The sequence below is a fragment of the Streptococcus sp. HMSC072G04 genome, assembly GCF_001813295.1.
Classification (GTDB): domain Bacteria; phylum Bacillota; class Bacilli; order Lactobacillales; family Streptococcaceae; genus Streptococcus.
Window position 1 is genome coordinate 1 of record NZ_KV812021.1, and the last position, 23056, is coordinate 23056.

The 23056-nt window shown below is 43.9% G+C and carries 19 protein-coding genes; 15 read left to right on the forward strand and 4 right to left on the reverse strand.

Going from position 1 to position 23056, the window contains the following annotated elements:
* Positions 1 to 205: 205 nt before the first annotated feature.
* The 4 genes from HMPREF2904_RS05245 to trxA all read left to right on the forward strand — a co-directional run bounded on the left by HMPREF2904_RS05245 (position 206) and on the right by trxA (position 3895).
* Positions 206 to 2272, forward strand: coding sequence for a Cna B-type domain-containing protein (locus HMPREF2904_RS05245; protein WP_070660682.1), 2067 nt, complete (start codon positions 206 to 208; stop codon positions 2270 to 2272).
* A 276-nt stretch (positions 2273 to 2548) separates the two neighbouring features.
* The gene (gene rpsO / locus HMPREF2904_RS05250) at positions 2549 to 2818 is read left to right on the forward strand and encodes a 30S ribosomal protein S15 (RefSeq protein ID WP_003004251.1); all 270 of its coding nucleotides are present in this window, start codon (positions 2549 to 2551) and stop codon (positions 2816 to 2818) included.
* Between the two features lie 525 nt (positions 2819 to 3343).
* A complete protein-coding gene (locus tag HMPREF2904_RS05255) occupies positions 3344 to 3568 on the forward strand; it encodes a DUF4649 family protein (protein WP_003004724.1) in 225 nt (74 codons plus the stop codon).
* 12 nt (positions 3569 to 3580) lie between these two features.
* Positions 3581 to 3895 carry a thioredoxin gene (trxA, locus tag HMPREF2904_RS05260; RefSeq protein WP_070660685.1) on the forward strand — a complete coding sequence of 105 codons (315 nt, stop codon included), beginning with the start codon at positions 3581 to 3583 and terminating at the stop codon, positions 3893 to 3895.
* A 68-nt stretch (positions 3896 to 3963) separates the two neighbouring features.
* Here trxA and HMPREF2904_RS05265 read toward each other — a convergent pair whose 3' ends face one another.
* The 3 genes from HMPREF2904_RS05265 to pepF all read right to left on the reverse strand — a co-directional run bounded on the left by HMPREF2904_RS05265 (position 3964) and on the right by pepF (position 6987).
* Positions 3964 to 4293, reverse strand: coding sequence for a DUF6568 family protein (locus HMPREF2904_RS05265; protein WP_256263236.1), 330 nt, complete (start codon positions 4291 to 4293; stop codon positions 3964 to 3966).
* A 109-nt stretch (positions 4294 to 4402) separates the two neighbouring features.
* Positions 4403 to 5062, reverse strand: coding sequence for an excalibur calcium-binding domain-containing protein (locus tag HMPREF2904_RS05270; RefSeq protein ID WP_070660691.1), 660 nt, complete (start codon positions 5060 to 5062; stop codon positions 4403 to 4405).
* A gap of 128 nt (positions 5063 to 5190) precedes the next feature.
* Entirely contained in the window at positions 5191 to 6987 is a 1797-nt protein-coding gene (pepF, locus tag HMPREF2904_RS05275; RefSeq protein ID WP_070660693.1) for an oligoendopeptidase F, read from the reverse strand.
* Positions 6988 to 7142: 155 nt separating this feature from the next.
* Here pepF and HMPREF2904_RS05280 point away from each other — a divergent pair, with 155 nt between their 5' ends.
* From HMPREF2904_RS05280 to HMPREF2904_RS05330, 11 genes are all read left to right on the forward strand, one after another.
* Positions 7143 to 8411, forward strand: coding sequence for a DUF6287 domain-containing protein (locus HMPREF2904_RS05280; RefSeq protein ID WP_070660696.1), 1269 nt, complete (start codon positions 7143 to 7145; stop codon positions 8409 to 8411).
* 17 nt (positions 8412 to 8428) lie between these two features.
* The gene (locus HMPREF2904_RS05285; protein ID WP_070660699.1) at positions 8429 to 9166 is read left to right on the forward strand and encodes a hypothetical protein; all 738 of its coding nucleotides are present in this window, start codon (positions 8429 to 8431) and stop codon (positions 9164 to 9166) included.
* A 368-nt stretch (positions 9167 to 9534) separates the two neighbouring features.
* Positions 9535 to 11757 (forward strand): polyribonucleotide nucleotidyltransferase, encoded by a 2223-nt coding sequence (pnp, locus tag HMPREF2904_RS05290; protein WP_070660702.1) that lies wholly within the window; start codon positions 9535 to 9537, stop codon positions 11755 to 11757.
* A 24-nt stretch (positions 11758 to 11781) separates the two neighbouring features.
* On the forward strand, positions 11782 to 12399 hold the full coding sequence (gene cysE, locus HMPREF2904_RS05295) for a serine O-acetyltransferase (protein WP_003013745.1): 618 nt from the start codon (positions 11782 to 11784) through the stop codon (positions 12397 to 12399).
* Positions 12400 to 12411: 12 nt separating this feature from the next.
* Positions 12412 to 13278, forward strand: a complete 867-nt coding sequence (locus HMPREF2904_RS05300) for a GNAT family N-acetyltransferase (RefSeq protein WP_070660705.1) — start codon at positions 12412 to 12414, stop codon at positions 13276 to 13278.
* A gap of 4 nt (positions 13279 to 13282) precedes the next feature.
* Positions 13283 to 14047 carry a nucleoside phosphorylase gene (locus HMPREF2904_RS05305; protein WP_013904594.1) on the forward strand — a complete coding sequence of 255 codons (765 nt, stop codon included), beginning with the start codon at positions 13283 to 13285 and terminating at the stop codon, positions 14045 to 14047.
* A 41-nt stretch (positions 14048 to 14088) separates the two neighbouring features.
* Entirely contained in the window at positions 14089 to 15432 is a 1344-nt protein-coding gene (gene cysS / locus HMPREF2904_RS05310) for a cysteine--tRNA ligase (protein WP_070660708.1), read from the forward strand.
* Positions 15425 to 15823: a Mini-ribonuclease 3 gene (locus tag HMPREF2904_RS05315; RefSeq protein ID WP_003018251.1), complete on the forward strand. Its 399-nt coding sequence runs from the start codon at positions 15425 to 15427 to the stop codon at positions 15821 to 15823. Before cysS ends, HMPREF2904_RS05315 begins: the two co-directional genes overlap by 8 nt.
* Positions 15820 to 16680, forward strand: coding sequence for a helix-turn-helix domain-containing protein (locus tag HMPREF2904_RS05320; RefSeq protein ID WP_070660711.1), 861 nt, complete (start codon positions 15820 to 15822; stop codon positions 16678 to 16680). Before HMPREF2904_RS05315 ends, HMPREF2904_RS05320 begins: the two co-directional genes overlap by 4 nt.
* Positions 16681 to 16804: 124 nt before the next feature.
* Positions 16805 to 17935 (forward strand): ABC transporter ATP-binding protein, encoded by a 1131-nt coding sequence (locus HMPREF2904_RS05325; protein ID WP_003018265.1) that lies wholly within the window; start codon positions 16805 to 16807, stop codon positions 17933 to 17935.
* A 66-nt stretch (positions 17936 to 18001) separates the two neighbouring features.
* Positions 18002 to 19669, forward strand: a complete 1668-nt coding sequence (locus tag HMPREF2904_RS05330; protein ID WP_070660714.1) for an alpha-glucosidase — start codon at positions 18002 to 18004, stop codon at positions 19667 to 19669.
* Positions 19670 to 19728: 59 nt separating this feature from the next.
* On the opposite strand, the gene HMPREF2904_RS05335 is transcribed toward HMPREF2904_RS05330, so the two are convergent.
* Entirely contained in the window at positions 19729 to 22959 is a 3231-nt protein-coding gene (locus HMPREF2904_RS05335) for an LPXTG-anchored zinc carboxypeptidase (RefSeq protein WP_070660877.1), read from the reverse strand.
* Positions 22960 to 23056 lie beyond the last annotated feature (97 nt).

Genomic DNA, 23056 nt, shown 5'->3' on the forward strand with positions numbered 1-23056 from the left:
CAAACCACCCGTTTGACGGGTGGTCATGATTTGTATCAAGAAAATGAACTGAAAAGACAAAAAATGAATTTAATTGCTTGTACTATCAAAGCAAATTGTTTATAATGAAAAAAGATAGGTTGTGTATAAATTCACAATATGTAGTGATAATTTTTCGACTCACATACCTTATCTAGTAAACGTAGAAAAAGGAGAAAAATCGTTTATGAAAAAGTGGCTCTATTCTGTTGTGACAACAGTTGCCCTATTTTTACTAGCGGCTTTAGGATTTGCCAAACCCAATAGTCCAGCTAAAGTCCATGCAGATACGATCAATGATGTTGTGACATCTGTAAACATCTCGAAATCAACTGGTGGAGCGATTACAGATCCACTCGGTGTTTGGGAGAGTTTTCAAGTTGAAGCAAACTTTGTGTTGCCAAATGGACGTGTAAAAGCGGGAGATCAGACCGTTATCCAACTTGGAGATGGCTTTAAGGTCTTTGAAACGGACACCATTGACCTGCTGGATCCAAGTGGTCAAAAGGTTGCGACAGCATCGGTAGATGATCAAAGAAAAATCATCACCGTAACCTATACAGATTATCCTGAAAGAATGGCCAATGTAACAGGGAAACTGCGTTTCTTTGCTCGTGTGGATCACCAAGTCGTCAAAGGACAAAAAACGATTGATTTCACTCTCAAAGTTAATAAGGATATTATTTCAGGTGGAAAGATCGATTATAAAGGGGTCAATCCAGGCAAGTATCCACCGACTCCAGAAGTCTTTAGCAAATGGGGATGGACTAATTCATATGATAAATTAAAATTGACCTATACCTTGAATATCAATCAAGGCCACACAGCCCTTCATAATATTGATATTAAGGACAAATTAGCTTTCACTGATGGCAGAATCAAGGTAGATTCTGTTAACATCCATACAGGAACTTGGAAGATCAGTGATGGAGATGGTGCCTATCATCTGCGGAATACTACAAATGTAACCAAGAATTATTCCCCTGTTGTTAGTGCTGATGGTCGTTCTTTAACCGTTCATATCGGAGATCTAGCTCCAGAACAAGGGATGACGATTCGCTATGATGTCTATTTTGACAAGGTCCCAGCCATCAATACATCCTACAAAAACAATGCTACTATGACAGCCAAAGAAATCAAGGAGCAAAATAAGGTTGCAAACGTTCTGTATCAGTTCCTTGATGGAGACTTCAATGGTGAGAAATACTCCTTCACTATTCACAAAAAAGGTGAAAATGGTCAAGCGCTTGCAGGTGCTATCTTTGCAGTGACAGCAGATGATACAGGTGAGCAAGTGGGAACCATCGAAACTGATGAGAATGGTGTTGGCACCATTACTGGTTTGATCAAACAAGCTTATACGGTTCAAGAAATTCAAGCTCCAACAGGCTATGTTCTCTCTGAAGAACCTATCAAGATCAGCAAGGATGATTTTGGAAATGACCTCGCGATTTCTCGTGATCTTGTGAACCAAAAAGAAAAGACAAGTGTCTCAGGCCAAAAGACATGGAATGATAATGACAACCAAGATGGCAAGCGTCCATCAAAAATCACAGTCAATCTCCTAGCAAATGGTGTCAAGGTCGCTTCTAAAGAAGTGAAACCAGATGCTACAGGAACTTGGGCCTATCATTTTGATAATCTCGATGTGGTCGATGATGCTGGAAATGTCATTGCCTATACTGTTTCAGAAGAACCTGTTGAAGGCTATGAAACAACTATTGAAGGAACCAATATTACCAACACTCGTACACCAGAAGTTACAGAAGTAGCAGTCAAGAAGATCTGGGATGATGTAGACAATAAAGAGGGTCTTCGTCCTGAAAAAATCACAGTTCGTCTCCTTGCAGATAGTCAAGAAGTGGCTGTAAAAGAAATCACGGCTACTGATAATTGGCAGGCAAGCTTTACAGATCTACCCGTATACAAGGAAGGTAAGAAGATTGCCTACACGATTACAGAGGATCCAGTAGCTGCTTATACAAGCGACATTGATGGTTTCACGGTAACGAATCGTCATACCCCACCAACAACACCTCCTACCACACCACCAAGTACACCGCCAACAACTCCTCCTACAACGCCGCCAAGCACACCGGAAAAACCTGAAACTCCAACCACACCAAAAGAAGGAAAGAAAAAAATTCTCCCATCAACGGGTGAAGTAGTGGCTTATGGGTTGATCATACTCGGTGCACTCTTAGCAGTTTTTGCTCTAGTTTTGCTCTTGCGTGGAAAACGGAAAGATAAATAGATTTATATAGTTAAAAGGCAAATATCCTAGAGATATTTGTCTTTTTGAATAACTTGCTTGAAGAATGATCCATCAAACCGTTCAAATTCCCAAGGTTCTTTTTAGAAAAGAGAAAAGCACCCCTCTTAAACATTCATCTTGAAGGAAACATAAGTGTTTGACAGAAAGATGAAATCTTGGTAGAATAAGAAGGTCGAATAGACAACTAACTCTTTCTTGGTAGCAGGATATGCCAAACCTGCCACTCGGATAGAGCATAAAGAAAAGGAGCTTATCATGGCAATCTCAAAAGAGAAAAAAAATGAAATCATTGCACAATACGCACGTCACGAAGGTGACACTGGTTCAGTAGAAGTACAAGTTGCTGTCCTTACTTGGGAAATCAACCACTTGAACGAACACATCAAACAACACAAAAAAGACCACGCTACTTACCGTGGTTTGATGAAGAAAATCGGTCGCCGTCGTAACTTGTTGGCTTACCTTCGTACAAACGACGTTAACCGTTACCGTGAGTTAATCAACTCTCTTGGACTTCGTCGTTAATTCAAGATACAAAGGCCGTCAAAAGCACAAAGCAAAAATAGGAAAATTGACGATGAAGCTTCAGCTTCTAGGAGATTTTATCTTTTTTGCCAAGTGCTTAGGCCGTGTTCAATTGAGCATATCTTGAAAATAAGGCTACTCTAGTTGAGTAGCTTTTTTGTTTTCACCTGATTTTAGCCCGAGCTCAAAACAGCTCTCTGAATTCAGAGGGCTTTTTTGTTAATTTTGATAGAATATACTCGAGTATAATCTTCGGCTTCGGTTCCTAGCATCGTAAGGTAAAATAGACCAGATCTATCTCCCTTCGGGGAGATTTTTTGTTTTAAGAAGAAATCTGGTACAATCTTCGATTCGTCGCCTTGTCTAGAAACGTTTTATCCAGCAAGAATAGAGCTCTCTGAATTCAGAGGGCTTTTTGTTATCTTTTTTCGCACAAGATCCATCATTCTGAGGAAGTCGTTTTGTTTGACAGATGTAATGTATGGAGTTACAATTGATGCATCATAAGAAATAGAGGTTATCGATATGATTGATATTACATATCTAGACGGTGCAAAACAAGAAAGAGTCATGCATTTTGATTCCTATGAAGAGTTTGAACGCTCCCAACAAGCCTGCTTGATTGGGGTAGCAGATTTTTATCCTGTTGTGAAACTGACCTATAATGGGCATGAATTGGATTACCAAGGGACTTACGGAGATGTCTTCTTCTATTTGATGAAGCAAGATTTGACGCAGTACCAAAACTAAAGGAGAAAGAAAATGGCAAAAGCAATTACAGACGCAACATTTGAAGCAGAAACCAAAGAAGGCTTGGTCTTAGTAGACTTTTGGGCAACCTGGTGTGGTCCATGTCGCATGCAAGCTCTTATTTTAGAAAAATTATCGGAAGAACTTTCAGAAGATGAGTTAAAAATCCTAAAAATGGATGTGGATGAAAATCCAGAAACAGCGCGTGCTTTCGGCATTATGTCTATCCCAACCTTGCTCTTTAAAAAAGATGGGCAGGTTGTTAAACAAGTAGCAGGAGTGCATACCGCAGCGCAAATTAAGGCCATTGTGGCGGAGTTGAGTTAGTAAAAAAGAGTAAGATGGGAACGAATCGTTCTATCTTACTCTTTTTGTATTGACATTTTAAAATTGGCTTATTGAGTCAAGAGATCCATAATCTCTTCGATACTTGATTTGCTACCTTTTTTTAGATAGTTTTCTTTACTACCTTTTTTAAAAGATGACAAATTTGGTACCGTCTTGATATTCATATCATGTGCAAAGGCTGTGATGTCTTTTCGCTCCTTTGAGTCGTTATCCAGGTAATAAACGGTCTGATTCGTTTTTTGAATAGCAACTGCTAATTTGGGAGCGAATTTTTGACAGTATGGACATGATTCTCGACCAATATAGAGGAGGAAATCTTCTTTGTTGTCGATTTTCTCTTGTACCTCAGATAGATGAATTTTTTTGACGTAAGTCATCGCTTCCTGGTATGTATTTGGGGTAATAATTTCTCTCTTTTTGAAATTCATGTATAAGATAGCAAGAAGAGAGATTGTGCAAATGGACAAAATGAGAATAGCTAATTTCTTATTCACAGGCGAGTCCATCTCCATCTCTATCTAAGCGAGGACTATAACCAGGATCCCCTCTATGTAGTGGTGCAGCCCCTGCAGCGCGAGCTTCACTACAATTTCGATAAGAGCCCTGTTGAGGTTGTGATACAAAGCCTTGTTGAGGCTGTGGTTGAGGTGTCGCAGCTGCGGCTTGTCGAGCTCGTTCAGCTTCAGCAGCTTGTTGTGCTCTGACAGTAATGGCATTTTGTACTAATCCAACACGATAGGTTAAGCGATCTTTTGTTCCTTGGTCCGCTACATTTGCGATGGCAGCTTGGGCTGGGGCAATATTTTCTGTTACTTGATTGTTTTCTAAGGCTTGTACGGCAGCTTCAGCTTGAGCAGCAAGTTGTTTTGCTTCAGCCTCTTTCTTTTCACGCTCTTCTTTTTCTTTTCGTTCCTGTTCTTCTTTCGCCTTTTTCTCGCGCTCTTCTTTTTCTTTTCGTTCTTGCTCCTCCTTTGCTTTTTTCTCTTTTTCTGCTTTCTCCTGTTCGTCGCGTTCTTTTTTTGCTTTTTCTTCTTTTTGAACGAAACCTACCTGTTTTTCAGTTTCTTTTTGAGAAGCTTCATTTTGATTTGAGCAAGCTCCAAATAATAACGCAATTAAGATTGTTAAAATCAACCGTTTTTTCATAATGTTACTCCCTTCGGATATTTATCCAAGAATAATCATACCATAATATAAAAACGCTTTCAATCACTAACTGGTAACATTTTAATAAAAAAATCAGACTTAGATTAAACTAAGTCTGAAAATTGTTCTTATTCTCCCAATTCTGCACTGTAGGCAATAATTTGATCCACAGTGTCTGAAAGGAATTGGATGGTATCGCGAAGTGGTTTGTCAGTTGAGATATCTGCTCCGATGATCATGGCTGACTCAAGTGGGGTCTTGCTACCACCTGATTTGAGGAGGTCCAGCCAATCTTTAGCTCCATTTTCGGAGTTCTTCAAATGCAGGTAACCCGCTGTTGAGATAACCAAGCCTGCTGAGTAGGTGTAGCTGTAAAGCCCCATGTAGTAGTGGCTTTGGCGCATCCAGGTCAAGGCTGCGTCATCATCGATTTCAACGGCGTCTCCCCAGAATTCGGTCAAGATTTCCTTCATAATGCTGTTGAGCTTGCTAGCGCCGAAGGTGCCACCTTCTTCGATCAAGGTGTAGACCTTGCGTTGGAAGGCTGCTTCCAACAAGTGGGTGATGAAGTTATGGAAGTAGGTATCTGTCAAACGGTGAGCCAGGGCAAAGCGTTTTTGACGAGGGTCGTCAAACTGGTGTTCCAAATAGTCGCTGAGGAGGAGCTCGTTAAAGGTAGAAGGAGCTTCCACATAGTAGGTCGACATGTGGGCGTTGAAGTAGCTTTGGTTGTTGTCTGAGAAGATAAATTGACCAGAGTGTCCGATTTCGTGGATCAGGGTGTAGACATCGCTCATGCGTCCTGTCCAGCTCATGAGGACATAAGGATGGACGCGGTATGGGTCAGCTGCATAACCACCGGAATCCTTGCCTTCATTGGCCGCAAAGTCGACCCAGCGTTCGGTTTGGTAGCGGGCGATTTCGCGGGAATATTCTTCTCCAAGGGGTGCCACAGATTTCATGACCAAGTCATAAGCGTCATCAATAGTAACATCTGGGTTGAGCGCACTGTCCAAATCCAACTTCCAATCAGCAAAGGTCATTTTCTCAAGACCGTTGACCTTGGCCACGTGTTTGAGGAATTTTTGAGCGACCGGAGCAAAGTCCTTCATGATCAGGTCAATCTGACGATCAAACATGGCCCGATCCACTTCCTGCTCAGCTAAGAGATAGTCAAAGACAGAGTCGTAGCCTCGCATATCTGCAATCAGTTTTTCAGACTTGACTTGGGCTAGATAGGTAGCAGCAGCCGTGTTTTGATGCTTGCGGAGACCTTCTGAGAAAGAACGAAAGGCTTTTTCACGGACTTCCGCATTCTCATGGTTTTGGTAGAAGTTTTCATAGGTGACAAAACTATTTTTGTAGACTTTTCCATCCACTTCGAAATCAGCCATTTCAAAGTCGCCTGCCCGCATCTTGGTATAGATGTCTTGTGGTCCGTAGAAGACTTCACCCAGGTTGGTCAACGTTTTTTCGATATCAGCTCCCAAGTAGTGAGCTTTTTTAATTTTAGCCTGACGAATGGCAAAAGTGAGGTGAGGGAGTTGTCCCAGACGTTCGAGGACTTCTTCATCCGCTTCTACCAAAGCATCATCAAAGAAGGAAAGTTCAACGCTGGCCCAAGTTTCGAAATCCATCCCCGCTTGAGCAATCTCTGCAAAAGCTTCGTCGCCGAAGTCAGTGGTTTGGGGCATAAAGCTGTAGTTGCCAATGTGGCTGAGTTGGATCTGAATTTGTTCAAAGACCGCAAAGGCAGCTTCAAAGTCTTCAAAGGTGTGGAGGTTGCCCTTGTAGTTACGTACAAATTCATTGATTTCTTCACGTGTTTTTTCAATGGCGCGCAAGAAGTCTTCCTGGTCTTGGTAGAGGGCTGTGAGGTCCCAGAGTTCGTTCTCAGGAAATTCAGAACGTTTTTTTAATTCCATAATGTTCTCCTTTTGATCGGTATTCTTCCTTAAGTATAGCAGAAAATAGGACAGAAACATAGAGGGAGAGGGGAAAATGCTTATGTAAAAATCTTGAAAAGAGCTGGAAAAACTGACCATTTTTGATATACTAGGATAGATATGAGGAGGTTTTTATGAAAAAGGTTATGATTTCACTACTGGCGGGTGCGTCCGTTCTAGCTCTGGTGGCTTGTACGCCCAAACGCTATGAACGCCAAAGCAAACCAAAGACAGCAACGTCATCATCAGTTAAAAAAGAGAAGAAAGATACAGGTCAGAAGTATTATCAAGATGTATTAGATCGCTATAAATCTTATGCGGTTGCCATTAATACTAAGGACCAAACAGCTTTACAAAATGAACTAAAGAAGATCGAAGCAACTTCAGAAGAATATGCGTATGTCTTTAACCTTCAAACACTTGGAAGCACCAATGAGTGGCAATATGCTTTTGAGGATCTTAATCGTGATGGTAATGATGAACTGCTGATTGGGGATGGCAAAACGATTGCTGCTGTGTATTATTTGAAAGATAACCAGCCAACCTTGCTCCACGTAGCCTATGTGGCTTCTGCAGGTGGCTATCGCTCTAGTTTAGAAGTTTTTGACAATGGGCAAATCGTTTATGCTACTTGGCAATCCCTTAATCCAGAAATGGAATTAACCCTTTATTCGCTAGGAAAAGGGGAAGCCAAGGAAGAAAAGAAAGCAACCATTCAAATTGGTGGAAACCAAACAGCAGAACAAGTTCTTGGGATTTCAGCCAAGCAGTTGGAGCTCACTAAGCTTGACTGGAAAACCTTTGATGGTTCAGGAGACTCCAAATCAACAGCTAAAGCAGAAGAGAAAAAATCAGAAAGCTTCCAAGTACAAGTCAGTGTGTCGGATCTTCGAATTCGTAAAGAGCCCTCGACGTCAGCTCCATCTGCAGGAATGATCGCAAAAGGGACTCACACCATTACGGAAACCGTAGAGGCAGATGGTCATACTTGGGGCAAGCTTGAATCTGGACAAGGCTGGATCGCCCTTGAATTCACAACGCGTGTGGATGGAAATGCCGAATCAGCTCCTGCTCCTGCCAAAACAAGCACTGAGATGAATCTAGATGAAATAAAAGCTGGAAATTTCTCAAGTGTAGCGGGAGTTTGGAAAAATAAGTACGGTACGAGCATTGAGTTTGATGCGCAAGGAATTGTGAAGGTCAATGGTAGTGCTGTCAATGGTGTTCAATTTTCTGGTTTTTACTTCAAGGAAGGCAATTTACACGGAGTTAGTCGGATGCCTGGGGCAACGAATGACACGCCTATTCTTTTCATTCCTTCAAGAGAAGGTGGCAGTGAATCCATTTACTGGAGTAAGAGTGATGCTACGAATGGGAACGATTTGTACTACCGTGTGAACTAAAAAATGAGGAGACAAACATGAAAAAAATTGGAACATATTTGCTGGCTACAGCCCTTTTGCTTTCCCTAGCAGCTTGCGCCCCAAAACGCTATGAGCGTAAGCACAGTCCGGTAGGGGCTTCATCGGTCAAAAAATCATCTGACAAGGCCCAAGAAAAAGAGCAAACAGAAGAAGCTAAGTCAGATGAACAAGACAAAGAAGCCATTGGGACCTTATCAAAAGCAGACCAAGCGGATATCTATTCGATTATTGAAAACAGTGCGTCTTTGACTTATTCACTTCAGGTGCAACCGACTCGTTTGCTGGAGTTGAACAATGATCACAGTGCAGTTGAAGGCTACTCGCAAGACATGTTCATTGATTACTACAATACCTACACGCCGGGAACTTATAATTTGCAAGATGTCATTGATAAATTGAATGCTGAAGAGACCTCGGACTCTATACGTAGCCTTTCACAAGACCAGCTGATCCAACTAACAAACGAAAAGAAAGACGGCTGGATCTATTCGACAAAAGACAAGGCCTTCTACGAAATTGTACCTGGTGGTCGTGGCGGAGCGATGCCACCGATGGAGATTCCTTCACCAGATGAATGGGTAATCAATGAAGATTCAGTTGAAGTGACAACGACTATCCAAGGCACTTCCGACCCTTACAGACGTTTTGTCTTGAAACGCAACAACAAGAACTACAAGGGTGGAACCCACAAAACACGCTTTTATGTCGACAGCACTGAATTTGTGAAATCGTAAAAATAATCAGAAGCTATATCTAGCTCTAAAATTTTTATATAGAACTTGCGGAAGATTCACAGAAAAAGGCCCTCAAAGCCTTTTTCTTTTGGGCTTGAATATGTTAAAATAAAAGGTATACGTGCTTGGATACAAAGATGAGGATATAACAAACAGAAAGGCTCTTGAAATTCCTATCTCGTTGAGTTGGGTGGCCTTGGTATCTTGATAGTTGAACACGGGCTAAATCCCTAGTGAAAAAGATAGATTTCCTGGTGTGTGTGGCACACTGCGTCAATCTCCTATTTTCATACGGGATTCTTCACGCCCTTTGTATCCTGATTTTTGTAGGCAAGTCGTATAATTTTATCAATCCAAAGGGGATTAAAATGACAAAACAAGTGTTTCAAACGACTTTTGCGGGTCGTGAGTTAATCGTAGAGACTGGTCAGGTTGCTAAGCAAGCAAATGGCTCTGTTGTCGTGCGTTATGGTGAGTCAACTGTCTTGACGGCAGCTGTCATGTCTAAGAAAATGGCAACTGGGGATTTCTTCCCACTTCAAGTCAACTACGAAGAAAAAATGTATGCGGCTGGGAAATTTCCTGGTGGCTTTATGAAACGTGAAGGACGTCCTTCAACAGATGCGACTTTGACAGCGCGTTTGATCGACCGTCCGATCCGTCCAATGTTTGCGGAAGGTTTCCGTAACGAAGTGCAAGTCATCAACACAGTCCTTTCTTACGATGAAAATGCATCTGCACCAATGGCAGCCATGTTTGGTTCATCCTTGGCACTTTCTATCTCAGATATTCCGTTTGACGGACCAATCGCTGGGGTCCAAGTAGGCTATGTTGACGGGGAAATCATCATCAACCCTACTCAAGAACAAGCAGAACAATCGCTTCTTGAATTGACAGTGGCTGGTACCAAACACGCTATCAACATGGTAGAGTCTGGTGCCAAAGAATTGTCAGAAGAAATCATGTTGGAAGCTCTTCTGAAAGGGCACGAAGCCGTTAAAGAATTGATTGCCTTCCAAGAAGAAATCGTTGCGGCAGTCGGTAAAGAAAAAGCAGAAGTGGAATTGCTTCATGTAGATGCTGACTTGCAGGCTGAAATCATCGCAGCCTACAACAGTGACCTTCAAAAAGCGGTTCAAGTTGAAGAAAAATTGGCGCGTGAAGCTGCGACTCAAGCAGTCAAAGACCAAGTCACAGCTGTTTACGAAGAAAAATATGCCGACCACGAAGAGTTTGATCGCATCATGCGGGATGTGGCTGAAATCTTGGAACAAATGGAACACGCAGAAGTGCGCCGTTTGATCACAGAAGACAAGGTTCGTCCAGATGGTCGTAAGGTCGATGAAATCCGTCCTTTGGATGCACAAGTCGACTACCTTCCTCGCGTGCACGGTTCAGGTCTCTTTACGCGTGGACAAACGCAAGCCCTTTCTGTCTTGACCTTGGCACCAATGGGTGAAACGCAAATCATCGATGGTTTGGATCCTGAGTACAAGAAACGCTTTATGCACCACTACAACTTCCCACAATATTCTGTAGGGGAAACTGGACGTTACGGTGCACCAGGTCGTCGTGAAATTGGTCACGGTGCTCTCGGTGAGCGTGCCCTTGCTCAAGTATTGCCAAGCTTGGAAGAATTCCCATATGCCATCCGTTTGGTAGCAGAAGTCTTAGAATCAAACGGTTCTTCATCTCAAGCTTCTATCTGTGCGGGAACACTTGCCCTTATGGCTGGTGGTGTGCCGATCAAGGCCCCAGTAGCTGGTATTGCCATGGGTCTGATCTCAGATGGAAACAACTATACCGTATTGACAGATATCCAAGGTTTGGAAGACCACTTTGGAGATATGGACTTTAAGGTTGCTGGGACTCGTGACGGGATTACCGCCCTTCAAATGGATATCAAGATCCAAGGGATCACTGCAGAAATCTTGACAGAAGCGCTTGCTCAAGCCAAGAAAGCACGTTTTGAAATCCTTGATGTCATCGAAGCAACCATTCCAGAAGTGCGTCCAGAATTGGCGCCAACTGCTCCGAAAATTGATACCATCAAGATTGATGTCGACAAGATCAAGATTGTCATCGGTAAGGGTGGAGAAACCATCGATAAGATCATCGCAGAAACAGGCGTTAAGATTGATATCGACGAAGAAGGGAACGTATCGATCTACTCGAGCGACCAAGATGCCATCAACCGTGCCAAAGAAATCATTGCTGGTTTGGTGCGTGAAGCCAAAGTGGATGAAGTCTACCATGCCAAAGTGGTTCGGATCGAGAAATTTGGTGCCTTTGTCAACCTCTTTGACAAGACGGATGCCCTCGTTCACATTTCTGAAATGGCTTGGACGCGTACCAACCGTGTCGAAGACTTGGTAGCGATTGGCGATGAAGTGGATGTCAAGATTATCAAGATTGACGAAAAAGGTCGTGTCGATGCTTCTATGAAGGCACTATTGCCACGTCCGCCAAAAGCAGAAAACAGCGAGGAAAAAGGTGAAAAAACTCATCGCCATGGCGACCGTCCTCGTCACCACAACAAAGACCACAAACCTAAAAAAGACTTTACTATTACACAAAAAGATTCAGAATAAGCATTAGAAAAGGAGGAGCACGGTATGGGATGGTGGCGTGAAACCATCGATATTGTAAAAGAAAATGACCCAGCAGCGCGTACCTCGCTGGAGGTCCTCTTGACCTATCCGGGCGTCAAAGCACTGGCAGCTCACCGTGTTTCCCACTTTTTGTGGAACCATGGCTTTAAGCTCTTGGCGCGGATGCATAGTCAGTTCTGGCGTTTTTGGACCCAGATTGAAATCCATCCAGGAGCGACCATTGCTTCTGGTGTCTTTATCGACCATGGAGCGGGCCTCGTTATCGGGGAAACAGCCATTGTTGAAAAAGGCGTTATGCTCTACCATGGGGTGACCCTTGGGGGAACAGGAAAGGATGTCGGCAAACGCCATCCAACGGTACGTGAGGGAGCCTTGGTTTCCGCTCATGCTCAAGTCATCGGCCCAGTGGAAATCGGAGCCAAGGCCAAAGTCGGAGCAGGAGCTGTCGTCGTCTCAGATGTACCAAGTGATGTGACCGTTGTCGGTGTTCCTGCCAAGATTGTGCGGGTGCACGGTCGAAAAGATGAACCAGTCATTCATCAAGAAGAAGAAAAACGGGAATACTACATGAACAAGCTGGAGCATGCCAAGGAAGCCAGCCATCGGTCTTCGAGCTTGTAAGGAGATCGCTACGTGATTCAATCAACCAATACATTGAATGACCACCAACTACTGGAAGCAAAGGCCCTTATTGCCACCTGTCAGAAGTATGACGGAACGTTTCGGGATCCTTATCTCTCCAATATGCTCAATTTTGACCCCGATATGCCGGCCTTTTTCCTTTATTATGAAAAAGGTGAACTTGTTGGCCTATTAACCGTCTATGCGGATGACCCAGATGTGGATGTGGCGATCCTGGTCCACCCTAATCACCGTCGGCAGGGAATTGCGCGTGCTTTGTATAGAAGTTTTGAGAAAGAAACGGCATCTTATCCAATTGAGTCTGTGACTTTTCAGACAGAGCGTATTTTTCTAGAGAATCATCCTGATTTTGCCAGCAATTGGGGACTGGTTGAGGATGACGAAACAGAAACCTGGTTAGGACGTGATCGAACCGCTTATGCATTAGATTCTCGTTCGGATGTCGATGTGCTCTTGGCAGAACCTTCTTATCTTGAAGCCATTGCCCAGCTCCATCATCAGACGTTTTCAGATGAAGTTGAAGCACCGGAAGTGAGCCACAGATACATTTCAGAGGCTTTGAAGGATCCTGATAGTCTGCTGTACATATTACTCAAAGAAGGTCAAGTGATTGGCGTTTGTACGGTCGATGTATCTGGAAAATGCAATTACCTTTATGGACTTGCGATTGCTGAAGTCTATCGTGGGCAAGGTTACGGAAGCTATCTGGCAAAATCCCTCATCAACCAACTCATTGAGCAAAATGATAAGGAATTTCAGATTGCAGTGGAAGATAGCAATGTAGGTGCCAAACGCTTGTATGAAAAGATTGGCTTTATCAAACAGACTCAGGCGGTTTATCTAGATAGGAAAGAGTGAATAAATGTTACTAGAAGAATTTGAAAATGTACCTGCTGTGATAGAGCCAACTGATCGAAGCCTTCTTAGTAGTGGAGAAATTTGTGACACTATTATTCTGTCTTTTAATGGAGAGATAGTGGAAAGAGTCAAGCAGATAGACGGAGTCTATGAAGGTGGTTATCTCACCAACCTAAATGGCAAATTTCCATGGTATATCTATGAAGTAGATGGACTTAAACTTGCAGTTGCTATGGCTACTATTGGAGCTCCAATGGTTGTGGGTTTCTTAGAAGAACTCAAAGCGAGAGGTTTTAACAACTTTATTGTTCTGGGCTCTTGTGGAGTTCTAGATCAGTCTATTCAAGCAGATAAAATTATTATACCAAGTTCAGCTCTACGTGATGAAGGTACAAGTTACCACTACGCTCCAGCAAGTGATGAGATTTCTTATGATGAAGCGCTTCTCTCAACTCTGGAGAACGCTTTGAACAAATCTGGTATTGAGCACATTCGGACTAAAGCTTGGACGACAGATGCCTTCTATCGTGAAACAGCTGCTAAGGTTAAACGAAGACTTGCAGCAGGAGCGAAAGTTGTAGATATGGAAGCTTCGGCTATCATGGCTTGGGCTCAATATCGACAAGCCAAGGTCTATCAATTTTTCTACACGGCTGACTATGTGGATCATCACAATCACGAATGGGATGCTAGACGTGAAGATAGAAAAGCAGATGCTATGACTTTCTTTAAGATTGCTGTCGATATTGCGTTAGAGTTGGAAAAATGAGAATATAGATTCGAAATCTAAAAACAGAAAGGAAATGAAGCGTGTTAAAAATTTATGATACCATGTCTCGTGATTTGCGAGAATTTATCCCCATCGAGGAAGGAAAGGTCCGCATGTATGTTTGTGGGCCAACGGTTTACAACTATATCCACGTAGGGAATGCCCGCTCAACGGTGGCCTTTGACACGATTCGTCGCTACTTTGAGTATCGTGGCTACGAAGTTGCCTACATTTCCAACTTTACAGATGTGGATGATAAGATCATTAACCGTGCCAAAGAAGAAGGCATCACGCCTCAGGAAGTGGCAGACAAGTACATTGCGGCTTTTCGTGAGGATGTGACGGCTCTTGGTGTGAAACCTGCAACCCGCCACCCTCGTGTGGTTGAGTTTATGGATGATATCATTCGGTTTGTCGCTGACTTGATCGAAAAAGGCTATGCCTATGAGAGCCAAGGGGATGTTTATTTCCGTGTGGAAAAATCCCACAACTATGCTAAGTTAGCCAATAAAACTCTAGAAGACTTGGAACTAGGCGCTTCAGGTCGGACAGATGAAGAAACAGCTCGCAAGGAAAATCCAGTCGACTTTGCCCTCTGGAAAGCTGCCAAACCAGGAGAGATTTCTTGGGACAGCCCTTGGGGACCTGGTCGTCCTGGTTGGCACATCGAGTGTTCAGTCATGTCAACGGGGATTTTAGGGGATACTATTGATATCCACGGTGGTGGAGCTGACCTTGAGTTTCCTCATCATACCAATGAAATCGCTCAATCAGAAGCTAAGACTGGAAAAACTTTTGCCAATTACTGGATGCACAATGGCTTTGTCAATATCGATAATGTCAAAATGTCTAAGTCCTTAGGAAACTTTATCACTGTGCATGATGCATTGAAGACTATCGACGGCCAAGTGCTTCGCTTCTTCTTTGCGACTCAGCACTATCGCAAGCCCATTAACTTCACAGAAAAAGCGGTGCGCGATGCGGAAACCAACCTCAAGTATTTGAAAAATACCTATGAGCAACCGTTCACAGGAGAAGTAGATCCAGCTGATTTGCAAGGCTTTGTGGACAAGTTTATCGCGGCTATGGATGAAGATATCAATGCGGCAAACGGGATTACCGTCGTCTTTGAATTGGCTAAATGGATCAATTCTGGTCACTACAATCAAGAAGTCAAGGATGCCTTGACCAAGATGTTAGAAGTCTTTGGAGTGGTCTTTGTCGAAGAAGTCTTGGATGCAGATATTGAAGCCTTGATCGCTGAACGTCAGGAAGCGCGGGCTAAGAAAGATTTTGCGCGAGCAGATGCCATTCGCGATCAATTGGCTGCGCAAGGAATCAAGCTCTTGGATACAAAAGAAGGTGTAAGGTGGACACGTGATTGATGTCAATCTAATCAATGGGATTGCCCTTGCCTTTGAGGGAGATGCGGTCTATTCCATGTATATTCGCAGACACCTGATTTTTCAAGGGATGACCAAGCCCAATAAGCTTCACCAGGCTGCCACCCGCTATGTCTCTGCTAGAGCTCAGGCCAGCTTGATTGAAAGCATGCTGGAGCAAGAAATTCTGACGGAAAAAGAGTTGGAGATCTACAAGCGCGGTCGCAATACCAATAGCCATACCAAGGCCAAAAATGCCGATGTCGTGACTTATCGGATGTCGACGGGCTTTGAGGCTGTCATGGGTTATCTCCATATGACGGGGGAACTCTCTCGTCTAGAAGAGCTGATTGACTGGTGCATCCAGCAAGTAGAAGAAGGAACAAAGCAGTGAAAAATATCAGAGAGTGGTTTCCTCATGCAGAGGTGACGGATCAAGCCAATCCACCAGCTGGTTATGTAGCCATTCCCCTTCAGGCTCATCAATGGTTGCTGCTGAAGGAAGAAGAGCTAACCGAGCGAGAAAAACAATTGATTTCCTGGTTGGGCGGTGAAGAAGAGGTTGCCCCTAATCCTTGGTACCAGTACTTGATCGATGGAAAGGGAGAAGCCCCTCAAGTCATCAAAAAAATGCAGCTCGTCTATTGCCACATCTCGCACTCAACAGCGGAAGGGACAGCTTCTTGGTTAGAGATGATGCAGACACTCTTGCCCAACTTCCGAGCAACCTTGCAACTGAGCGGACAAGATTATGTGCTCATTCTGGACCAAGACCAGACTTTGCCTGTGGCCGATATCTTAAAAGATACCGTCTCTGCCATGGAGTATGACTTCAATATTCGTTTATCTATCCTGGTCGGGCAAGTATGGATCGAGTCTAAAGACGGGAAAGTGTCTCCTGTCATCCGAGCAGAACAGGCGGTCTTTCGAGCTTGGATTCGAGAAGGCCATCAAGGTGTCTATCGCTTTTCCCAACTCTATCTTTGGGGAATCGAGCAGGCAGATCTGGATCTCACCCCGATCAAAGCAAGCTTATATCAGTTGATTGAAAGTCAAGATCAATTGCAAGACATCATTGTTGCTCTTTGGGACAATGGGGCAGTCGTAACCAAGGCCGCCCAACAACTCTATCTCCACCGCAATTCGCTCCAATACAAGATTGATAAGTGGGAGGAGTTGACGGGTCTTCAGTTGAAAAATCTGACAGATCTAGCCCTGTGCTATCATTTGGTCTTACAAGATGTGATTTAAACGGAATCAATCTAGAGTTTTGTGCAACTTGCACAAAACTCTTTTTCTTTTTTGTGAGACTTGCCATAGATTTGTAAAACGTTTTCATTTACAATAGAACTATAAAAATCAAAGGAGTACCATCATGGTAGAATTGAATCTTAATCACATTTATAAAAAATATCCAAATAGCGAACACTACTCAGTTGAAGACTTCAACTTGGACATCAAAGACAAAGAATTTATCGTTTTCGTAGGTCCTTCAGGATGTGGTAAATCAACTACTCTTCGTATGATCGCTGGTCTTGAAGACATCACAGAAGGTGAATGTTCGATCGATGGTACTGTTGTAAACAACGTAGCACCTAAAGACCGTGATATTGCCATGGTATTCCAAAACTACGCTCTTTACCCACACATGACTGTGTACGATAACATGGCATTTGGTTTGAAATTGCGTAAATACAGCAAGGAAGATATCGACAAACGTGTACAAGAAGCAGCTGAAATCCTTGGCTTGAAAGAATTCTTGGATCGTAAACCAGCTGACCTTTCTGGTGGTCAACGTCAACGTGTGGCTATGGGACGTGCCATTGTCCGTGATGCAAAAGTGTTCTTGATGGACGAACCTTTGTCAAACTTGGATGCGAAACTTCGTGTATCCATGCGTGCTGAAATCGCGAAAATCCACCGCCGTATCGGTGCTACAACAATCTATGTAACCCACGACCAAACAGAAGCGATGACATTGGCTGACCGTATCGTTATCATGTCTGCTACTAAAAACCCAGCTGGTACTGGTACAATTGGACGTGTGGAACAAATTGGTTCTCCGCAAGAAGTGTACAAGAACCCTGTTAACAAATTCGTAGCTGGATTTATCGGAAGCCCTGCCATGAACTTCATTAACGTGAAGTTGGAAGGTGGACACATCGTTACTAACGGCTTGAATTTGAAAGTTCCAGAAGGTGCTTTGAAAGTCTTGAAAGAAAAAGGCTATGATGGTAAAGAATTGATCTTTGGTATCCGTCCAGAAGACGTGAATACAGAAGCTGCATTCCTTGAAACTTTCCCAGAATCAGTAGTAAAAGCAACGATCTCTGTATCTGAATTGCTTGGTTCTGAATCTCACTTGTACTGTCAAGTTGGTGACAACGAATTCATCGCTAAAGTAGATGCGCGTGACTACCTTGAAACAGGTGCAACCATCGAACTTGGATTTGACTTGAACAAAGCTCACTTCTTCGACAAAGAAACTGAAAAGACAGTATACTAATACCTACTGGCGCTATAGAGACTGAGACAATGTGTCTCGGTCTCTTTCATTTTAAGGAGACAAAACATGGAAAAAGACTGGTGGAAGGGGAAGGTCGCTTATCAGATCTACCCAAAAAGCTTCAAAGACAGCAATGGAGATGGTGTTGGGGATTTAAAAGGAATCACGGAGAAACTCGATTACCTTCAAGACTTAGGGATTGATATTCTCTGGTTATCCCCTATTTACAAGAGTCCTTTTATTGACCAGGGTTACGATATTTCCGATTATTATGCCATTGATCCTATTTTTGGAACGATGGAAGATATGGAAGAGTTGATCGCTGAAGGCAAGAAGCGAGGCATTTCCATCATTATGGACTTGGTGGTCAACCACTGCTCGAGTCATCACGAATGGTTCCAAAAGGCTTTAGAAGATCCAGAAGGTCCTTATGCGGATTACTTTTATTTCATCGAAAGTGACAAGGAACCCAACAACTGGGAAAGTTACTTTGGAGGCAGTGTCTGGGAACCGGTTCCTGGTACTAACAAATACTATCTCCATTCTTTCCACAAGGATCAGCCAGATCTCAATTGGCAAAATCCTGTCTTACGCGAAGAGATTTACAAGATGATCAATTGGTGGTTGGACAAGGGAATTGCGGGCTTCCGGATTGATGCTATCATCAACATTAAAAAAGATCTAGAATGGCGTTCGCTTCCGTCCGATCGCGAAAATGGCCTGGTCCCTGTACCGGAGTCTCTGGTCAATGCGCAACCGATTGAACCTTTCTTGCAAGAGTTAAAGGAGCGGACCTTCGCCAAGTACAATGCCTTCACAGTAGGGGAAGTTTTCAATGAAACCGACGAAGAATTGCATTTCTTCATTGGAAAAGATGGTGTCTTCTCTTCCATCTTTGACTTCAAACAAACCATGCTGGGGCAGGAAGGAAAAGGCTGGTTCGACCATGCTCTTCCAACTGCAGATGAACTCAAGGAAAGTATTTTCCAAGCCCATGAGCGCGCAGATAGTATTGGGGTGCTCTCGACCATCATTGAAAACCACGACGAACCTCGTGGTGTGTCCCACTATATCTTAGAAGGTCCAGTCAACGACACGAGTAAAAAAGCTCTGGGAACCATTCAAATCTTGCGCAAGGGAATTCCTTTTATCTATCAAGGCCAAGAAATTGGAATGGAAAACCAAGTCTTTGAATCGGTGGAGGATTTTGATGATATTGCGACCATCAATGGTTATCATGTGGCGAAAGAAGCTGGTTTGAGCGAGGAAGAAGCCTTGGCCGCGATTGCCAAATACAGCCGGGACAATGCGCGAACACCCATGCAATGGTCAGCAGAGCCAGGTCTGGGCTTTAGTGATGGACCAGCTTGGTTGATCAGCCCAAAACCAGATGTTGCCATCAATGTGGAAGATCAGGAAAAGGATCCCAATTCTATCTTGAATTATTACCGGCAGCTGACGGCCTTGTATCGCCATCCCCTCTATGGAAATACTATCCGATTTGGAGATATGATCCCAGCGTATCGGGACCGTGAAAACATCATCGCCTTTGAACGCCGTGGGGACAAGCGTCTCGTGGTTATCAGCAATTTCCAAAATCGCCAGGCCACCTTGGAGTTGCCAGCTCCGATTAAAACGGTCGTTTTAAATAATACAGCAGGATTATTCCAAGAAGGAGACCAAGTGCTCGAATTGGCCCCTTACCAAACGGTTGTGTTGGAATTGGTGGAATAGAAAAGAACCTTCGCGTCTGCGAAGGTTCTTTTCGTGTCATCCAAGTCTAAACCTGGAACTTACTCAACTTTTTTCTTTTTCAAGAGGAGGAAGCCTCCGCTAACGGCTAACAAGAAGCCGGAAAGAATGAAGCGCGCAGTTGTGTCTTCTCCAGTTTGTGGCAATTGTGCCTTGGCTGGACTTTCTTGGAAGCTTTGTCCTACTTGGTAAGTCAAGGCTTGCACACTTTCTTCATTTTTAGTTGTCATTTCTTTTTGTGGAAGGAGGACTTTAGGAGTATCCTTCTTGGCTAAGATTGGCTGTGGATTGCTTGTTTGGTTATAAATTGGAACCACCACTTGATCTGGTTCTTTAGCTGGAATATAATCCATCAAGCTTGCCAATTTGCTGCCAAAGATCGCATTGGTTACCCAGCGGAAGAAGTGGACAGGGTGTTGACGGTTGGTTGGATTTCCTGCATAGACAAAGAGTGGTTGTCCCATCAGTTCTCCAGAGATGGCCATGACTTTGTTAGCCAGAACATCGTTATGTGGCCACCAACCTGCAATATAATAATCGCTTGGAGCGATGCTCATCAAGGTCTTGAAATGCTCTGGAACCTTTTCAATCCAGTTTCCTGAGTTGGAGTAGAAGAGGGTATTCTTCTTGTATCCGCTGGTCAATGGATCCTGATCATCAATGATCGCTTTCATCAAGCCTTCGTAGTCACTACCGCCTTTTAGTTTTTCAGCGTCAAATCCTGCAAGAACTCCCAATTTTTCCAATTTTTGCATGGCTTCCCCGCCAATGACAAGGGTTGGTTTCTTGCCAAAAATGGAAGCGTCAAAGCGATTGCTTTCCAAAACAACAACATCCGCTTCTTCTGGCGTATTGACGATTTGGAAGCCTAATTTTTCAAGGACCAAACTAGTATGAGCAGGCGCATCTACTCCAGCCCAATTATAGTGGTAGTTTGGAGAGTAGACCTTCATCGGTTTCAAGGTTGGTCCGCTTGGCACCTTGTAGAGGGCATCACCATAAATGGCATAGTTTGGTAGGAGCGAAGCAAAGGTATCGCGGTCAACGATGTAGCCATCATCTGTTAGGTAGACAGATTTTCCTTGTGCAATCGCCTGGTTGACAGCTTTAACAGCACTGGCTGAGGTATTTGCGATCACATAGTAAGGAGCTTTTGGATCGATCTCAGAGGTACGAGTGGCGCGGGTGGTGGTGACTTCTCCTAATTTTCCATTGAAAAGACCATCCGCAAAGACGGGTTCGGACTTGAACCCTCTCATATCTGGGAAGTTGACCAGCAACTCTGCGTACATAGCAGCCCAGGCAGATTCGTTGGAGCCCTTGTAGAGAATGTGGTTGGCATAGCCGCGTTTGGCTTGGGCCATGTCAATGACCAAGTCCCCTTTTTTGTAGGGACCTGTATCTTCTTTGAGCTCCTTGACGAGGACACCATTGCGTTTGAAGTAGTCGATCATATTGAAGGCTTCTTGGGCATCGTTGTCTTTGTCGAGGCTCATTGGGATGACGTAGTAGTCTGGGAAGAATTTCGGACGACCATTTTTCACACGTCCAACGATTTCCCCATTTGGACCGACCAGTTCATTTTCGGCTTTTGGATCTTCGGTTTTATTGAGACCACGCAGGTAGAAGTTGAGACGCATCTCAAGGAGACGGTCTGGATCTTGGTTGAGGAAGTCAATCCCTCCTAGAACAGCATTGCGACCTGCTTTGTAGGATTCTTCATTTCCTTCTGGAATTTCAATAGTATGGCCTAAGATACCATGGTAAACAGCATAAACCCCTGTATAACCAGAGAAGGAGTCATCCCAGCCATCGCCCCAATCCAGTTTTGGAATGATGTAACTATCGTATTTAGAATTGGCAACTCCTGCCCGTCCCATATGATGGGCATTTTCTAGCATCAGGTCTGACAGAAGATCGTATTCGAAGTTCGGATCATGTGGTGGCGTTGCAGGTTCGATTAAGAATTCTTTGACAAAACCGTGTAAGTCATAGAGAGCGATCGGATTCCATTTGTTGATCATTTGGATAACCGTGCGAACTTCAGGGTTGGTTTGGTAGCTGGCATCCCGGTTTGGATCGAGCCCGTTTGCTAGGGCCCGCAGGTTGAGAGCATCCCCATCTGGGTTTTCCGTGAAGTCAAATAAGAAGATGAATTTATTGAGCAAAGTTGGAATATCTAGCGTGACAGTTTTAGCATTTCCAGCTTCATCTGTAGTGTTAAAGGTCACCTTTTCCTTGGTCGCAAAGGTATTGAAGAGGCCTGTGATGATATCAATGCCTGGCTGTTCATCCGCGTGGGTGTTATGGACTAAGACAGGTAATTTGTAATCCAAGGTTTTGTCTTTTAGTGCGGCCAGCATTTCGCTTGGCTTAGTCAAAGCTGTAGGGTTGGTACTAGACAGGTAGTGATCGATGCTGGCTTGGTCCTTGCTCACGATCCCCATCTTCATATCCCGTCCTTGGGCACTCTTGCCAAGGGTTTCCAGCTGCACTAAACGATCGGGTTTCGCTTCTTCCTTGGATTTTTCGATGGCAGCCAGCATTTCTTCATGTGTATGGTAGTCCTGATAAGGTCGAAAAACAAGGGTCTTATTGATGGTGATCCCTAAGTCTGCATTGGTTCCGACCAGCTCATGATTGCCGATGTAGTTGCGGTAAGTCCGGCGAATATTATTTGGGCTACGAAGACTGAGATCTTCACCAAAGAGATCCTGCACGTCAATGTGGAGATCCAGATCGTTGCCGTTTGCGGTCTCTGTGATAGTAAGGAATGGATCCTTGCTCAGTGTTCCTGTCTCCATATCCCAGGTTTTCCACTCAGAGAGAGGCTTATTGTCTAAGGTCCAGCTGATCTTGCCAGCAGCTTGAGCTTTTTCTTGGACTTTGTCATCAATCGTACTCTTTTCAGAGAGATAAATGGTGCTATCCGACAAGCGTGTCGCTTGGTCAGCGGTTGTTGTAGCACGGTTGGTGACTGGACTAGCGGCTGGAGCAACTTCTGTAGTAGAAGTCGCATCAGAAGTCGCTGCTGGTTCCGCAGAAGTGGCAGTGACTGCGGTGTCTTCTTTTTCAGCTACAGAAGGACTGGCAGTATCAGCTGTCATAGGTTGCTCAGTAGCAGGTGTCGCTTCAAGGACCGTGCTTGGTTCTGTTTGAGGCGCTTCTAAGCTATCGGCTGAAGCTTGGCCATGACCGATAACGGAAAGCAAGACAGCCGCTGAGAGGCTGAGTGTTGTAGTGTACAAATGTTTCTTATACGAAGACTTCATCATATAGAAGACCCTCCTTAAAAAGTTATTTTCCAGTTCTAGTATACCATTTTAGGAAAGCGTTTACAACAACTGCCTGAATAAAAAAGCCTTTGCA

Bases quoted from the DNA above. Each gene is read 5' to 3' on its own strand.
- HMPREF2904_RS05245 (WP_070660682.1), top strand. From the start codon at position 206: ATGAAAAAGTGGCTCTATTCTGTTGTGACAACAGTTGCCCTATTTTTA.
- rpsO (WP_003004251.1), top strand. From the start codon at position 2,549: ATGGCAATCTCAAAAGAGAAAAAAAATGAAATCATTGCACAATACGCA.
- HMPREF2904_RS05255 (WP_003004724.1), top strand. From the start codon at position 3,344: ATGATTGATATTACATATCTAGACGGTGCAAAACAAGAAAGAGTCATG.
- trxA (WP_070660685.1), top strand. From the start codon at position 3,581: ATGGCAAAAGCAATTACAGACGCAACATTTGAAGCAGAAACCAAAGAA.
- HMPREF2904_RS05265 (WP_256263236.1), bottom strand. From the start codon at position 4,293: ATGACTTACGTCAAAAAAATTCATCTATCTGAGGTACAAGAGAAAATC.
- HMPREF2904_RS05270 (WP_070660691.1), bottom strand. From the start codon at position 5,062: ATGAAAAAACGGTTGATTTTAACAATCTTAATTGCGTTATTATTTGGA.
- pepF (WP_070660693.1), bottom strand. From the start codon at position 6,987: ATGGAATTAAAAAAACGTTCTGAATTTCCTGAGAACGAACTCTGGGAC.
- HMPREF2904_RS05280 (WP_070660696.1), top strand. From the start codon at position 7,143: ATGAAAAAGGTTATGATTTCACTACTGGCGGGTGCGTCCGTTCTAGCT.
- HMPREF2904_RS05285 (WP_070660699.1), top strand. From the start codon at position 8,429: ATGAAAAAAATTGGAACATATTTGCTGGCTACAGCCCTTTTGCTTTCC.
- pnp (WP_070660702.1), top strand. From the start codon at position 9,535: ATGACAAAACAAGTGTTTCAAACGACTTTTGCGGGTCGTGAGTTAATC.
- cysE (WP_003013745.1), top strand. From the start codon at position 11,782: ATGGGATGGTGGCGTGAAACCATCGATATTGTAAAAGAAAATGACCCA.
- HMPREF2904_RS05305 (WP_013904594.1), top strand. From the start codon at position 13,283: ATGTTACTAGAAGAATTTGAAAATGTACCTGCTGTGATAGAGCCAACT.
- HMPREF2904_RS05325 (WP_003018265.1), top strand. From the start codon at position 16,805: ATGGTAGAATTGAATCTTAATCACATTTATAAAAAATATCCAAATAGC.
- HMPREF2904_RS05330 (WP_070660714.1), top strand. From the start codon at position 18,002: ATGGAAAAAGACTGGTGGAAGGGGAAGGTCGCTTATCAGATCTACCCA.
- HMPREF2904_RS05335 (WP_070660877.1), bottom strand. From the start codon at position 22,959: ATGAAGTCTTCGTATAAGAAACATTTGTACACTACAACACTCAGCCTC.